Origin of the sequence: Curtobacterium sp. MCJR17_020 (assembly GCF_003234365.2) — a bacterium.
Lineage (GTDB): Bacteria > Actinomycetota > Actinomycetes > Actinomycetales > Microbacteriaceae > Curtobacterium.
The window spans coordinates 604,392-619,205 of record NZ_CP126260.1; the positions used below are offsets into that span (position 1 = coordinate 604,392).

The 14,814-nt window shown below is 69.1% G+C and carries 13 protein-coding genes; 11 read left to right on the forward strand and 2 right to left on the reverse strand.

Annotated elements, in window-relative coordinates:
- The first annotated feature begins 355 nt into the window (after positions 1-355).
- The 3 genes from glgX to DEJ14_RS02955 all read left to right on the forward strand — a co-directional run bounded on the left by glgX (position 356) and on the right by DEJ14_RS02955 (position 3,419).
- The gene (gene glgX, locus DEJ14_RS02945; protein WP_111086132.1) at positions 356-2,374 is read left to right on the forward strand and encodes a glycogen debranching protein GlgX; all 2,019 of its coding nucleotides are present in this window, start codon (positions 356-358) and stop codon (positions 2,372-2,374) included.
- Positions 2,375-2,454: 80 nt separating this feature from the next.
- Entirely contained in the window at positions 2,455-2,904 is a 450-nt protein-coding gene (locus DEJ14_RS02950; protein WP_146249803.1) for a hypothetical protein, read from the forward strand.
- Positions 2,901-3,419: a hypothetical protein gene (locus DEJ14_RS02955; RefSeq protein WP_111086130.1), complete on the forward strand. Its 519-nt coding sequence runs from the start codon at positions 2,901-2,903 to the stop codon at positions 3,417-3,419. Before DEJ14_RS02950 ends, DEJ14_RS02955 begins: the two co-directional genes overlap by 4 nt.
- A gap of 25 nt (positions 3,420-3,444) precedes the next feature.
- Here DEJ14_RS02955 and DEJ14_RS02960 read toward each other — a convergent pair whose 3' ends face one another.
- Together DEJ14_RS02960 and DEJ14_RS02965 are read right to left on the reverse strand one after the other, a co-directional pair.
- On the reverse strand, positions 3,445-4,743 hold the full coding sequence (locus DEJ14_RS02960; RefSeq protein WP_111086129.1) for a PP2C family protein-serine/threonine phosphatase: 1,299 nt from the start codon (positions 4,741-4,743) through the stop codon (positions 3,445-3,447).
- Positions 4,744-4,789: 46 nt separating this feature from the next.
- Complete coding sequence (locus tag DEJ14_RS02965) at positions 4,790-5,512, reverse strand: CPBP family intramembrane glutamic endopeptidase (RefSeq protein WP_146249801.1); 723 nt, start codon at positions 5,510-5,512, stop codon at positions 4,790-4,792.
- 186 nt (positions 5,513-5,698) lie between these two features.
- On the opposite strand from DEJ14_RS02965, the gene DEJ14_RS02970 reads away from it, so the two are divergent.
- From DEJ14_RS02970 to DEJ14_RS03005, 8 genes are all read left to right on the forward strand, one after another.
- A complete protein-coding gene (locus tag DEJ14_RS02970) occupies positions 5,699-7,114 on the forward strand; it encodes a tyrosine-protein kinase domain-containing protein (RefSeq protein ID WP_243692487.1) in 1,416 nt (471 codons plus the stop codon).
- A gap of 77 nt (positions 7,115-7,191) precedes the next feature.
- A complete protein-coding gene (locus tag DEJ14_RS02975; RefSeq protein ID WP_146249800.1) occupies positions 7,192-8,076 on the forward strand; it encodes a beta propeller repeat protein in 885 nt (294 codons plus the stop codon).
- Between the two features lie 7 nt (positions 8,077-8,083).
- Positions 8,084-9,550: a sugar transferase gene (locus tag DEJ14_RS02980; protein ID WP_258373330.1), complete on the forward strand. Its 1,467-nt coding sequence runs from the start codon at positions 8,084-8,086 to the stop codon at positions 9,548-9,550.
- The gene (locus DEJ14_RS02985) at positions 9,551-10,357 is read left to right on the forward strand and encodes a WecB/TagA/CpsF family glycosyltransferase (RefSeq protein WP_111086125.1); all 807 of its coding nucleotides are present in this window, start codon (positions 9,551-9,553) and stop codon (positions 10,355-10,357) included.
- Positions 10,350-11,447: a glycosyltransferase family 4 protein gene (locus DEJ14_RS02990; RefSeq protein WP_111086124.1), complete on the forward strand. Its 1,098-nt coding sequence runs from the start codon at positions 10,350-10,352 to the stop codon at positions 11,445-11,447. The genes DEJ14_RS02985 and DEJ14_RS02990 overlap by 8 nt, the downstream gene beginning before the upstream one ends.
- Positions 11,440-12,558, forward strand: coding sequence for a glycosyltransferase family 4 protein (locus DEJ14_RS02995; protein WP_181437596.1), 1,119 nt, complete (start codon positions 11,440-11,442; stop codon positions 12,556-12,558). The genes DEJ14_RS02990 and DEJ14_RS02995 overlap by 8 nt, the downstream gene beginning before the upstream one ends.
- Positions 12,551-13,417, forward strand: a complete 867-nt coding sequence (locus DEJ14_RS03000) for a glycosyltransferase family 2 protein (RefSeq protein WP_220036449.1) — start codon at positions 12,551-12,553, stop codon at positions 13,415-13,417. Before DEJ14_RS02995 ends, DEJ14_RS03000 begins: the two co-directional genes overlap by 8 nt.
- A complete protein-coding gene (locus tag DEJ14_RS03005) occupies positions 13,414-14,715 on the forward strand; it encodes an O-antigen ligase family protein (RefSeq protein ID WP_181437594.1) in 1,302 nt (433 codons plus the stop codon). Before DEJ14_RS03000 ends, DEJ14_RS03005 begins: the two co-directional genes overlap by 4 nt.
- Positions 14,716-14,814: the final 99 nt, after the last annotated feature.

Genomic DNA, 14,814 nt, shown 5'->3' on the forward strand with positions numbered 1-14,814 from the left:
CCCCCAAACGGGGAACGCGCGTTCTCCGGATGGCAGCGGAGCCGCTCCCGTCGATTTCCGCGTACCTGTGCGCCCGGAGAGCGGCACGTCCGTACCGTCTCGTGAGCTACCCCGCGCCGCCCAGCTGCGGGGGCCCGATCCCTGTTCCGGGCTGGCATCGTCGCGGACCGCCGCGCCGAACCCGACGTCGTCGTAGCGCGAGGGCGCCTGCTCCTCGACCCGAACGAGGAGCAGACGCCCTCGGTCACCGTCCGGTGTCCGACGAGGCGGTCGCAGCTGTCCGGTCTGCGCATCCATGCCTGGCGGGGTACGTGCACGAGCCGGGACCACAGCGGCCGCCCGGTACAACGACACGATGACCACTTCTGCCCGCACCCCGCTCGGCGTCACGCTCGTCGACGGCGGCGCCAACGTCGCACTCTTCTCCAGCACCGCGGAGCGCGTCGAGTTCTGCACGTTCGACGACGACGGGAACGAACACCGCACCGAGCTGCAGCACCGCACCGGCTACACCTTCCACGACATCGTCCCCGGCGTCGCCGTCGGCACTCGCTACGGCTTCCGCGTGCACGGCGCGTGGGACCCGGCCAAGGGCCTGCGCCACAACGGCGCCAAGCTCCTGCTCGACCCGTACGCCACAGCGGTCGACGGCTCGTACGAGTGGGGCCAGGCCCTGTTCGGCCACGACATGAACGACCCCGAGACCCGCGACGACACCGACTCCGCCGCCGCGATGCCGAAGTCGGTCGTCGCCGACCGCTCGTTCGACTGGGGCGACGACGTCCGTCCCTCGACCAGCCTGGCCGACACCGTCTTCTACGAGGTCCACGTCAAGGGCTTCACGAAGCAGCACCCGGACGTCCCCGAGGCGATCCGCGGCACCTACGCCGGCATGGCGCACCCGGCGGCGATCCAGCACCTGGTCGATCTCGGCGTCACGGCCGTCGAGCTGCTCCCCACGCACCAGTTCGTCCAGGACTCGACCCTTGCCGACAAGGGGCTCCGCAACTACTGGGGTTACAACTCCATCGGGTTCTTCGCACCTCACGACGAGTACTCGTCCAGTGGCACCGCCGGCGAGCAGGTCGCCGAGTTCAAGGAGATGGTCAAGGCCCTGCACGCCGCGGGGCTCGAGGTCATCATGGACGTCGTCTACAACCACACCGCCGAGGGCAACCACATGGGCCCGACGTTGTCGTTCAAGGGCATCGACAACGAGTCGTACTACCGCCTCGTCGAGGGTGACGAGGCCAACTACTTCGACACCACCGGTACCGGCAACTCGCTCAACGTCGGCCATCCGGCGGCGCTCGGGCTCATCATGGACTCGCTGCGCTACTGGGTCGAGGAGATGCACGTCGACGGCTTCCGCTTCGACCTGGCGACGACGCTGACGCGACAGGACGGCGAGGCCGAGAAGCATTCAGCGTTCCTCGACATCGTCCACCAGGACCCGGTGCTCCGTCGGGTCAAGATGATCGCCGAGCCGTGGGACACCGCGGGGTACCAGGTCGGCGGGTTCCCGGCCGACTGGTCCGAGTGGAACGGCAAGTACCGCGACGACCTCCGTGCCTTCTGGCGCGGCGACGAAGGGGCGCTCGGTGACGCCGTCCAGCGGGTCCTCGGCAGCCCGGACGTCTACGAGGGGTCCCGCCGCTCGCCGCTGTGCTCGGTCGACTTCGTCACGGCACACGACGGCTTCACCCTGGCGGACCTGACCTCGTACGCCGAGAAGCACAACGAGGCGAACGGCGAGGACAACAACGACGGCGAGAGCGACAACGCCTCGTTCAACGGCGGCGTCGAGGGGCCCACGGACGACGCCGGCGTCAACGCGTACCGCGACCGGCAGCGCCGGAACTTCCTCGGCACCCTGCTGCTGTCGGCCGGTGTGCCGATGATCCTCGGCGGCGACGAGATCGCTCGGTCCCAGGGCGGCAACAACAACGCCTACTGCCAGGACGACGAGATCTCGTGGTTCGACTGGGAAGCGGCCGACCGGGACCTGCTCGCGTTCACGACCGCGGCCATCGCGTTCCGGGCGCAGCACCGTTCCCTGCGTCCGGAGTGGTACCGCACGGCACCCGGTGACTCTGAATCGACCGTCTCGGTGCTCCGCGCCGACAACGCCGGCTTCGAGGACGGGGACTGGGCAGACGGCGGCAACCGGGCGGTGATGCTCGTCCTCGAACAGGGCGACGACACCGTCGCCATCCTGCTCAACGCCTCGGACACGACCGTCGAGTTCACGCTGCCCGCGAAGCCGGGTGGCGGCGACTGGCAGCTCGGGTTGTCCAGCGACCCGGAGCAGCAGGTCGCGGGTGACGCGGCGACTGTACTCGTGCGCGACGCGTCCTTCTCCGCGCTGCACTGACACGGTTCCGGTCGCCGGTCGCCGGACACCGACCCGGTGGGGTCGACGGTCGGCGACCGGAGCTGGTCTACGTTCGACCCATGGGGACTGATGACGTGGCCGGACAGCAGCGGCGGGAGCGGAACCGGTGGTGGCTCTGGTGCGCCGGCGGGTTCGTCCTGTCGCTCGGGCTGCTGCTCGTGCTGGGGCAGTGGTTCCCGGTGAGCGCTGGGGTCCCCGGGGTGTGGTTGGTGCTGGCGATCTCGACGTCTGCGCACCCGCAGGCCGCTCCACGCGCGAGGAACCGTCCCGCGACGATCGTCGCGTTCGTACTGGTGGCGACCGGTCTGAGCCTGCTGATCGGTGCGCTCATCCCGAACCGCGACGACGGTGAACTCCGCGTCGAGGGGACCGTCCTCGGCGTCGCGATCACCGCGGTCGGCTCGATCTGGGCCGCGCTCGTGGCGAAGCGGTTCTCGCGGCGGCAGGTCGATGCCGAGATCGAGCGCTTCCGGCGCGAACAGGCAGCGGCGCCGGAGGACCGTCAGTGAGTCGGCGTCGCCTCGCATCGCTCGGGTGGTTGCTGCTCGGCTTCGCAATGGGGATCTGTACGCTCACGATCCTCCAGCGCTCGTTCCCGGTCGAGAGCCTCGTCTTCGTGGCGTGGGGTGCGTTCGGCACCGCCATGTGGTTCGAGACCGGGCGAGATGCCCCGCGGAAGGAACTGCGTCCGCACTGGGCACGGAACCTTGCGGTGTTCTACACCGTCGAGACCGTCGGGATGGGACTGCTGTTCGGCGGACTCTGGCCCGACGACGACGCAAACGGTGACCGCGTGACCGGCGTAGTGATCGGTGGCGTCCTGGTGCTCAGCGCGTTCCTGGTCCCGTTGCGCAGTCGACGTCGACGAGTGTCCGAACCGGTGTCAGTGGGGCCGGGTGAGCAGGAAGGCCACGGTGTTGCACAGGACGTGCGCCAGGATCGCGCCGCCGATGCGCACGGTCATGGTGACGAGCGTCCCCGTCAGCAGGCCGAGCACGAACATCGGCTCGAAGCCCGCGACTGACGATGTGGTCGTGCTGATCGCCAGGTCACGTGCGCTCTCGGCGTGCTGGGTGCGCGGGCAGCGCGGAGGTGTCAGCCGGAACCGGTGCTCGTCGGATCGCGATCACCGTCACGTCGTCGTCGTGCGCGACCTCGTCCGCCCGCGCGGACAGCGCCGCCACCAGCGCCGTGGGTTCGGAGCCGCAGGCCCGTGCGAGATCGGCCACGGCGTCGACGGTGTCCTCACGCCCGCCGAACAGGTCGAGCACGCCGTCACTGAACGAGATGAGCAGGTCGCCGGTGTCGAGGAACCCCTCGGTCGTCGCCCACTCGTCGCGGAGCCCCATCCCGAGCGGGAGGTCGCTCGACCGGAGCCGGTCCACGGTGCCGTCCGACCGGAGCACCAGGCTCAATCCGTGGCCCGCGTCCGCCCACCGGAAGGTGCCGTCGGTCGAGATGCGCGCGTGGAACAGCGTGGTGAACGTCACGTCGGTCGCGCTGGCCTCGGCGGCCAGCCCGTCGGCTGCGCGGAGGAGGGCCTCGGACGGGTCGTCGACGGTGCGGGCACTGCGGACCGTGGCCCGCACGGCCGCTGCGATGAGCCCCGCCCCCACGCCCTTGCCCATCACGTCACCGAGGCTGACGGCGATCCCGGTGTTCGTCTCGTACCAGTCGAAGAAGTCACCACCGACCGACTTCGCCGGCAGGCAGGCGCCCGCCACCGCGACGTCGGTGCCCAGGTGGTCGGTCGGCGCGGGGAGCAGCGACCGCTGGACGGCGGCGGCGCGGTCGATCTCCGCGCGGACGCGTTCCTCGCCCAGCCGGGCAGCGCGCACGTTGCGCCGCGCTCGCCGTGAGAGTTCCTGCACGACCGCCGCGACCGTCCCGAACACGATCACGGTCACGCCGAGACGGACCAGCTCGCTCGCGCCGGGCACGTTCGTCGGCGTCAGGAAGTAGGGCGCCATGATCACGAGCGTCACGCCCAGCGCCGCGTACACCACGGTCAGGCGCCCACGGAGGGACCCGCACCAGACGACCGGCAGGACGGCGAGCGAGGTGAAGACGGAGGCGCCTGCGCCCGTGCTCGTCCGGAACAGCGCGATCGCCACGAAGTCGAGCACCAGCAACGCCGGCACGAGTCCGACGGAGTGCGGGAGCGCCAGTGCCACCGCAGCCACGACCGTCGCGAGACCGGTGACCGCGAGGCTCGCGACGAACAGGCCGTCGTCCGTCACCTGGAGCGACGGCACCGTGATGCTCAGGACCGCGCCGAGCGCCAACAGCGCACTCAGGGGAGCCTGCCGGGCGAGGGGGCTCTCGAGGATGCTGGTTGGGCGAGACATTCGAGAAGGACGCTACCGGTCGGAGCGGCTCATCGTGCGGCCGATGTCAGCGCGGCCAGGTGAGCACGACGGCCACGGTGTTGAACAGGACGTGCGCCACGATCGCCCCGCCGAGGCGTCCGGTCATGGCGACGAGCGTCCCCGTCAGCAGGCCGAGCACGAACGTCGTCACGAAGACCTCGAAGCCCGCGACCGACGACGTGGTCGTGCTGATCGCCAGGTGCATCAGCGCGAACGCGAACGCGGTCACCAGCACCGCGAGGAACCGCGTGCGTGGCGTCAGCTCGGCCGACAGCCGGCGCTGCATGACGCCCCGGAACACGATCTCCTCGAGCACCGGGCTGACCAGGCACACCCCGATCGCCGAGACCACGAGCAGCAGCACGTCTGGCGTGCCGAGGGTCGGCTGCGGCGTCAGCCCGGTCACACCGAAGAACGCGACGGACAGCACGGCATCGAGCCCGCGGCACACGATGACGATGCCGATGGCCGCGACGGCATCGGCCCACCCGAGCCCGAGCCGGCGCACGAGGGCAGCCGGAGCGGACTTCCGGAGCACCCACCCGACACCGAGCACGAGTGGCACCCACACCGCCAGGTCGGCGACCAGCACCTGCGCGACCGGGGAGGGCAGACCCCCAGTCCGGGCGACGCCACCGACGATGCGGGACAGCAGCACGGCGACCAGGAGCGCGATCACGATGACCTGCAGGTCCCGCACCGCCGAGGAGGGGCGGGCGGCGGTCGGCGCGTCCTGTTCGGGCTGCATGTCGCCACCGTACGGGACGCAGAACGAGACTCGACGTCGCACGACCCCGAGCGCGTCTCATCGGTGTGGCAGTATTTCCCTGCCGAACGCTGGGACGATCCCGGTCGACCTGCGACAGGGACTCTGCAGGGCGCGGCGACTTCCGGGGAAGGGTGCCGCGTGGAGCTACGCGACTACATAGCGGTCTTGCGCAAGGGATGGGTCTTCATCCTGGTGCTGGCACTGGTCGGGGTCGCGGCCGCGGCCGGCTTCTCCCTGGTGAAGAAGCCGGTCTACGCAGCATCCGCGCAGGTCTTCGTCTCCACGGAGACGTCCGGCAGCGCGAGCGACCTGGCGCAGGGCAACACGTTCACCCAGCAGCGCGTGCTGACGTACTCGAACCTGGTGTCGACGCCCATCGTCCTGTTGCCGGTCATCTCGTCGCTCAAGCTCGACATGAATGCGGACCAGCTCGCGACCATGGTGTCGGCGACGGCACCGACCAGCACCACCCTCATCTCCATCTCGGTGGAGGGCACCGACCCGGTGCAGGCCGCGAACATCGCGAACGCGACCTCGCAGAGCCTGACCAACGTCGTGCAGGACATCGAGGCCACCGACGCGAGCGGCAAGAGCACGGTCAAGCTGACCCGCGTCAAGCAGGCGGACGTCCCGAGCACCCCGGTCAGTCCGAACGTGCCCGTCAACGTCGCACTCGGTCTGCTCGTCGGGCTCGCACTCGGCATCGGGATCGCCGTGCTGCGCGAGACCCTGGACAACCGTGTCCGCACCGAGCTCGACGTCGAGAAGATCAGCGACAAGCCGGTCATCGGCGGGATCGCCTACGACGCCAAGGCCGCCGAGCGTCCGCTCATCGTGCAGGTCGACCCCCGCAGCCCCCGTGCCGAGTCCTTCCGGACGCTCCGCACGAACCTCCAGTTCCTCGACATCGGCACGGGCGCTCGGACCTTCGTCATGACGTCGTCGATGCAGTCCGAAGGCAAGAGCACGACCGTGGCGAACCTCGCGATCGCCCTGGACAGCGCCGGATTCCGGGTCATCCTGATCGACGCCGATCTGCGCCGCCCCCGCGTCGCCGAGTACATGGACGTCGAGGGCAACGCCGGCCTCACCGACGTGCTCATCGGTCGTGCCGACCTCGAGGACGTCGCACACCCGTGGGGGCGCGGCAAGCTCGTCGTCCTGCCCGCCGGACCGATCCCGCCGAACCCGTCGGAACTCCTCGGCTCGCGCGCGATGCAGGACCTGATCGAACGCCTCGAGCAGCAGTTCGACTACGTGCTGTTCGACGCGCCGCCGCTGCTCCCGGTGACCGACGCGGCGATCCTGGCGAAGAAGGCATCGGGCGCGATCATCGCGGTCGCCTCGGGCCACACCCACAAGGGACAGCTGGCAGCTGCCATCGCATCGCTCGAGAACGTCGGCGCCCCGATCTCCGGCTTCGTCATCACCAAGATGCCCGTCAAGGGTCCCGGCGCCTACGGGTACGGCCGGTACGGGTACGGCTACGGCTACGGCCAGGACGACGGCGCCACCGCATCGGTGACGCCGCCGAAGCAACCCGGCAAGAAGCTCGGCGTGCTCCGGCGAGCCGGACGCTGAGCGGAGCCGCGACCATGACGACGCGCCGGGGGACCCGAAGCCTCGGCCGCGCACTGCCCCGAACCACACTCATCGTGGTGGCGGCCGTCGTGGTGGTGCTGGTCGCGATCGACGTCGTGCTCGTCTCCCTCGCCCTGGGGCGCACCGCGCCGGAGCAGAACGGACCTGCGGGCCCGATCCCCACGTTCACGAGCACACCCGACACGACCGAGACGCCGCGCGCGAGCGCGTCTGCTGACGCAGACTCCGCATCCACCGCTCAGCGGGGGCGGCGTCTGTTGGCAGCCGTGGACGACCGGGAGGCATGGCGTGCGTCCGGCGGGTCGTGCGGCGGCCCCCGGCCGGTGCTGGAACACACCGTGGACGGCGGGTCGACGTGGGTCCCGGTGGGACTCGGGACGGATGTCGGATCGCTCATGGCGATCCGGGCCTCCAGTGCGGAGCTCTCGATCCTGGCGGGCGTCGGTGACGACTGCACCACGACGGCGCGGACCAGCACCGATGCGGGCGTGACGTGGAACGCGGGGACGCCCGGCGCCGCAGGCGCCGGGATCAGCACCGACGGTGTGGTGCTCGCGAGCGGGATGATCCAGGCCCCGTGCGCGGACCCGATCGAGGCGTTCCAGGGGGAGCGGACGTCGGTCGTGATCTGCGACGGCCAGCTCGAGTGGCGGGCCGGGACGGATGCATGGGTGGACGTGCCGATGGGCGGTGTGCGCTCGATCGCGGTCGACGGCGGCGAGTACACCCTGGCCCGCGTGGACGTGGCGTCCTGCTCCGGCGTGCAACTCGTGACCATGCCCGCGGCGGACGTGACCCCCAGCACCGCGGTCTCGCCGGTGGGCTGCGCCGACGGGGCGGACTCCGACGGCACCGTCACGATCGACCGTGCCGGACAGGACGTCTGGCTGTGGGACGGCGAGACGGTCAGGGTCTCGAGTGACGGCGGTGCGTCGTGGTGATGCAACCGTGACGGCGGACGCGCTCCGTGCACCGAGCGGGGTCGGGGCCAGCGACGAGTGGGGTCGCTCGTACTCGCGCCGGGTGCTCATCACGGATCTGCTGGCGCTGATCTGGGTGGTCTTCGGCGTGCAGATCGCCTGGCTGGGGATCGAATCGAACCTCGCCACCAACACCGCGGACCTCCGGCTCAGCTACTCGGCGATCTCCATCGTCGTGATCGTGGTGTGGGTGAGCGCGCTCGCCCTCTACGACACCCGCGGGGCGCGAGTCATCGGTGTCGGGAGCACGGAGTACCGCCTGGTCGCAGACTCCAGCGTCCGGGTGTTCGGGCTGCTGGCGATCGCGGCGTTCCTGCTGCACGTCGATCTCGCGCGCGGGTACGTGCTCATCGCCTTCCCGATCGGGATCCTCGTGTTGCTGCTGTCGCGGTGGATGTGGCGGCGGTGGTTGGTCGCCCAGCGTCAGCAGGGTGCGTACTCGGCGACGGTGCTGCTGGTCGGTTCGCCGGCCAGCGTGCTGCACATCGGCCGCGAACTGGCTCGTTCACCCGAAGCCGGGTACCGCGTGGTGGGTGCCGTCGTGTCCTCCAACCACCGCGGGATGCTGGCGGGCTCGACGATCCGGAGCCATGGCGGATTCGACGACGTCGGCTCCGCCTTGCGCGAGACCGGTGCCGACACCGTCGTGATCACGAGCTCCGACGACCTGCCGCCGGAGCGGGTCCGCGAACTCAGCTGGTCGCTCGAGCCCGGTCGGCAGCACCTGGTCGTCGCACCGAGCCTGACCGACATCGGAGGTCCGCGCATCCACACGCGGCCCGTGCAGGGGCTCCCGCTCATCCACGTCGAGACGCCGACGTACTCGGGACGCAAGCTCTACACGAAGCGGGCCTTCGACCTCGTCGGCGCGACGCTGCTCGTCATCGTCCTGTCACCGCTGCTGCTCGTGCTGACCGTGCTGGTGAAGACCACGACACCGGGGCCGGTCTTCTTCCGTCAGGAGCGAGTCGGCCTGAACGGCGGTACCTTCCGGATGATCAAGTTCCGATCGATGGTCGTCGATGCCGAGGAACGCCTGCAGGAACTCAGTGCCCTGGACCGGGCCGAGGGCAACGACGTCCTGTTCAAGATGCGGAACGATCCCCGCGTCACCCGGATCGGCGGTTTCATGCGGCGGTACAGCCTCGACGAGGTGCCGCAGCTGTTCAACGTCCTCGCCGGCAGCATGTCGCTCGTCGGTCCACGTCCTCCGCTCGCCCGCGAGGTCGCGCGCTACGACACGCACGTCCACCGTCGGTTCCTGGTGAAGCCGGGCATGACGGGGCTGTGGCAGGTCAGCGGCCGGTCCGACCTGTCGTGGGAGGATTCGGTGCGGTTGGACCTGTACTACGTGGAGAACTGGTCGATCCTCGGGGACCTCGTGGTGCTGTGGCGGACGCTCAAAGCGATCTCAGCGAGCCGAGGTGCGTACTAGATGGGCTCCGGAGGACGACTAGGCGCGGACGACGCGCGTAACCGAAGCCGCCGCGACGCCATCCTCGCCGTTCCCCGGGTCCGCGCTGCCGGCGTTCCATTGGTGGCGCGCCCTGCACCGGAAGTCATCGATGGCCTCCGTCGGTCTGCCTCCGAGCTGCGGGGTCCGGGAATCCCGGTCCACTTCGTCAACGCCTACACGGTGTCGCTGACCTCCGACGCCCGCTACCTCGCGCTTTTCCAGTCGGGGGGACTGAACATCGCCGACGGGACCCCACTCGCTTGGATCGCCCGTCGCAGAGCGCCTGACGTCGCACACCTGCGTGGGCCGGACGCGTTCCGCGAGTTGCTCGCCTCCGATCCGAGGCACGGTCTGCGGCACTTCCTCCTGGGCGGAACCGAGGAATCTCTCGAACGGCTCAGACTCGCCGTGGCACGCGACTACCCCGACACGACGGTCGTCGGATCATTCAGCCCGCCGTTCCGGCCCCTGGGGCAGGCGGATCACGACGAGATCGACGTCCTGATCAAGGACGCTGGCGCGAACGTGGTCTGGGTCGGCATCGGGACCCCGAAGCAGGACTACGAGACGGTCCGCCTCGCGAAGTTGCACCCCGCGGTCGTTCTCGCCGTCGGCGCGGCGTTCAACTTCGTTTCCGGCGAGGTCGTAGAGGCACCGCTCCTGTGGCGTCGGACCGGACTCGAGTGGCTCTACCGGCTGGCTCGCGAGCCCCGGCGTCTCTGGGGACGGTACGTCTTCGGCAACATCACCTTCCTGTTCCTCGTGGGGAGGCGACGGCGTGGTTGAGCACACCGTGGTCGACGTGATCGTGATCAGCCAGGTGCCGCCGCCGGTGCACGGTTCGACGGTCATGACCAAGACCTTCCTGGAGATGCTGCGCACGACCGGACGACGGAGCCGACTCGTGGATCGGCGCTTCAGCAAGTCCGTCGACGAGATCGGCACGGCCAGTTTTCGGAAGGTACTCGGCGCGTTCTCGCTCCTGGGTCGACTGTGGCTGGCCCTTCGCCGCAGCCCGAGCGCTGACGTCGTGTTCTTCACCACGAACCGGCCACCGTCGTTCTGGGTCGACGTCGCCATGAGCGTCGTGCTCCGAGCGTTGCGCCGTCGCTACATCGCCTACGTCCACACATCTGGGTACGCTGACCTGGCCGGTGCGGGCACGGCACAGCGCCGCGGCGTGAGGCTGCTGCTCGGGGGAGCCGCATCGGTCGTCGTGCTCGGCACTTCGATGCGTGCGGACGTCCAGCGGTTCAACGGCACGGTCCGCACCATCCCGAACACCGTGGCCGAGTCGATGCCGCCTGAGGTTCCAGCGGCGGCCGCTCCGTCGATCGTGTTCGTCTCGAACCTGATCCCGGGCAAGGGCGCGGACGAATTCATGCGCATCGCCAACCGGTGTCTCCGGGACGTACCCGCTGCACGTGCGGTCGTCGTGGGCCGTGCGCCGACCACCGAGTACGAGGACGAGTTGCGGGCCATCCTGGAACCCGACGTCCGAACTCGCGTCTTGTTCGCCGGCCCTCTGTTCGACGCTGATCGCGATGCCGTCGTCGCGTCGGCGTCCGTGCTCGTGTTCCCGAGCAGCTACCGGTACGAGGCCCAACCGCTGACCGTGTTGGAAGCGCTCCGGCTGGGTGTCCCCGTCGTGGCCTACGCAGTGGGAGGACTGGGAGATGTCATCGACGACGACGTCAACGGTTACCTCGTGGAGACGCGAGATCGGGAGGCTGCGGCCGATCGATGCCGCTCGATCATGACGTCGCCGGACCTCCGGACGCGACTGGGAGCCGGTGCTCGGGCAGTGTCCGAGGAACGTTTCGCTCCCGCTCGGTACGCCGCTGCTTGGTCCGACCTCCTCGAAGGACGTGACTGACGTGGCGGGTCGGCGCTTCGCGATCGTGCAGGAGTACGTGCCCGCGTACCGGGTGCCCCTGTTCACCCAGCTGGCTGCGGTGGTGGCGGCCGACGGCGACGAGCTGCTGGTCTATGCAGGCGACCCTGCCGGTGCGTTGGCGGAACGGCGGGACGGCGTCCAGAGCAGCCCCTGGCTCCGGACCATCCGGCAGCGTGAGTTCAGGATCTTCGGCCGACGACTGGTGCTGCGAGCATTGCCCCGAGCTGTCTGGAGCGCCGACCTGATCGTGGTGGAGCAAGCACGTCGCAACACGGACGTCCCGTTCCTCCTGGCCTGGCCCCGAACCGCGCGGAAGACAGCGTTGTGGGGACACGGCGTTGATGTCGTCAAGATCCCTTCGCGTCTCGAGCGGCGCTACAGCCGCCTGCTGCTCCGGCGCGCCGCGTGGCTCTTCGCCTACACGCAGGCAGGAGCGGACCGGGCTGTGGACGCCGGGATCAACCGTCAGCGCACAACCGTCCTCTGGAACAGCATCGATACCCGAAGACTCCGCCAGGATCTCGATGCGGTGGGACCAGGTCGAACAGGCGTGTCACCGCGGGCTGCCTTCATCGGAGGCCTCGATTCCAGCAAACGGATCGAGGATCTCATATCCATCGGAGAGGCTGCACACGGACTCGATCCTGGATTCCGCCTCGTCATCGGCGGGGACGGGGAACTCCGCGGCATCGTCGAGGCGGCTGCGGAACGGTTCTCCTGGATCGACCATCGTGGTTCCGTGGCCGGGACCGACAAGGCCGCACTGCTGCAGGAGAGCGATCTTCTCCTGATACCCGGTCGTGTCGGTCTCGCTGCCATCGACAGCCTGGCGGCGGGACGGCCGATCGTGACGCTCTCGACGTCCCTCCACGGGCCCGAGTTCGAGTACCTTGAGCCGGGAGTCACCTGCGTCGTCACCGACGGCGTCCACGATGCAGCGCGGGCCCTGGTCGGGCTCTTCCACGATCGGCCCGCACTCGACGCGATGCAAGCACGGTGCCGGGAAGCTTCCCAGAACTACTCCATCGAGAACACGGTGCGCCGGTTCCACGATGGATTGAACGCAGCGATCGAGGATGACCATGAATGAGTTGCACGTGATCATGGCGAGCCACAACCGCGCCGCCACCACGCGTCGCGCCCTGTCCTCGCTCGACGTCGCGGCTGCGGAAGCGGACCTGTCGTACGACGTGACCTTGTTCGACGACGGCTCGACCGATGAGACCGTCGCCGTGGCCACTGCCGCTGTCAAGAACCTCACGGTCCTCCGCGGAGACGGGTCAGCGTTCTGGGCACGTTCGATGGCCGCGGCCGAAGACGAGGTCCTCTCCCGTGATGACGTGCAGGACGGCGACTGGTTGCTGTGGTTCAACGACGACGTCGTCCTTGCACCGTCCGGTCTCAGGAACATGGTCGCGGCAGCATCCGCCTTGCCTGCCGGCGTCCTCGTGGGCAGCACCGTCGATGGTGTCTCGGGTCTGCTGACCTACGGCGGCCTGCGTAGGAGCGGGGTCCACCCGCTCGCTTTCGACCTCGTCGAACCACCAGCTGCTCCCGATGAGGGAGCGAAGGTGGACGCCTTCAACGGGAACGTGGTGCTGATGCCGGTGCACGTTGCTCGAACGGTCGGCGCGATCGACGGTGCCTTCAGTCATGCGTTCGCAGATGTCGACTACGGATCACGAGCGGTTGCGAAGGGTGTTCCGATCATCGTTGCCGGGGGCGTGGTCGGCTTCTGCAGCAGGAACCCGACCGTCTCGCACAGCTCCGCGGTCACTGCCTGGCGTGCGTACACCGGGCGCAAGGGGGCCGGTAATCCACGCGCCCTCCGCCGGTACCTCCGTCGACACAGCCCTCGCTCCTGGTGGTTCTTCTTCGCGTCGTCGTACGGTCTGTGGTGGATGCGCACCATCAGGCGCTCCCTGCGACCGAGGAGGGTGAGACCTTGACCACGCTGCTCTTCCTGGTCGTTGCGGTCATCCTCCTTTCCATCGCTGTCGGCCTCGTCCGGATGCACCCGCGGATCGTCTACTGGGTGGTCTCCCTCTACGCGGTCACCGCCTGGGAATACCCCAACTTCGGGACCATCGGGACGTTCGGGGGGACGACCATCACGCTCGGGGACGGACTGGCTGTCGCCCTGGTGGTCGCAGGGGTCCTCGACGCGCGCACGGCGCTCCGGCGTTTCCGGCCCCCTGCGCTCATCGCGGGAGCGCTGGTCATCGTGCTCCTCGCAGCTGCTCTCGCCCGGGGGATCGAGGAGTACGGTCTCGGCGCAGCAGTGAACGAATCCCGTGCCTTCCTCTACGTCCTCGGGATCCTCTTCTGGGGCGTCACCCGCCCATGGCCAACCGGCGAGATCGCGTACGCGCAGAAGTTCTTCGTGGTCGTACAAGGCGTCGGGTTGTGTGTCGTGGCCACCTATCACGTCATCCGCTACGGACTCGGGGGGACTGCCGACTTCGTCCTGGTCAACGGCGAACTCAACCAGACCGGTCGTCCGCTGGTCTCCGGACAGGCGCTGCTCCTCACGCTCTGCGCGATCCTGGCGTTGCGCGTGTGGCATCAGGGAGGGCAGACCCGTTACCTGACACTCTCGGGTCTCTTCGTCGTGTTCGTGCTCATCAGCCAGCAGCGCACGGTCTGGGCGACCGCGATCGTGCTCGCGTTGCTGCTCCTGGCGCGTGGGCCCCGGAGCCTCCGGACCAAGCTGGTCGCGCTCGTCGGCGTGTGCCTCGTCGGAGGGGTCCTCGTCGTGGCCGCGCAGTCGTCGATGAGCAGCGTCATCGACGAGTTCGCCGGTTCGGCGTCAAACACGGGGACGTACTCCGCGCGCTTGACGAGCTGGCTGGGGTTGATCGCCGAATCGGTCCAGGAAGGCCCGTTGACCGTGCTGTTCGGAGCCCCGTTCGGCCACGGGTATGCGAGGTTCGAAGGCGTCGGGAGGTGGGTCGTCTTCGCGCCGCACAACTGGTACGTGACGGTTTACCTCAGAGAAGGTTTGCTCGGGCTCGGCGCCATGTTGGTCATCTTCCTGCCCCGGGTGGTTGCGGGCCTCCGTTCGCACCGCGATGTGTTCCTCGAGTGCATCCTGGTGTGCTTCCTCCTGTACGGGTGGACCTACTCGTGGCAGTGGTGGACCTGTCTGCCCCTGGCACTCGCCTTCCTCGACCGCGCCTTCCCCGCACTGGCCGAGCCGGTCTCCGTTCCGGCGACCGCTTCCCGCCGGTTGCAGGAGGTTCGTTAGTGGACGGGCTACGGGTACTGCACCTGCTCGGTGAGCTCAGGCCGAGTGGCATGGAGCGGATGCTCGTGTCCGGGGCCCCCGGCTTCGCTGCCCTGGCCG

What these genes read in the sequence shown, in the direction of transcription:
- DEJ14_RS03000 (WP_220036449.1), top strand. Translation starts at nt 12,551, where the DNA reads ATGAATGAGTTGCACGTGATCATGGCGAGCCACAACCGCGCCGCCACC.
- DEJ14_RS02965 (WP_146249801.1), bottom strand. Translation starts at nt 5,512, where the DNA reads ATGCAGCCCGAACAGGACGCGCCGACCGCCGCCCGCCCCTCCTCGGCG.
- DEJ14_RS02950 (WP_146249803.1), top strand. Translation starts at nt 2,455, where the DNA reads ATGGGGACTGATGACGTGGCCGGACAGCAGCGGCGGGAGCGGAACCGG.
- DEJ14_RS02985 (WP_111086125.1), top strand. Translation starts at nt 9,551, where the DNA reads ATGGGCTCCGGAGGACGACTAGGCGCGGACGACGCGCGTAACCGAAGC.
- glgX (WP_111086132.1), top strand. Translation starts at nt 356, where the DNA reads ATGACCACTTCTGCCCGCACCCCGCTCGGCGTCACGCTCGTCGACGGC.
- DEJ14_RS02960 (WP_111086129.1), bottom strand. Translation starts at nt 4,743, where the DNA reads ATGTCTCGCCCAACCAGCATCCTCGAGAGCCCCCTCGCCCGGCAGGCT.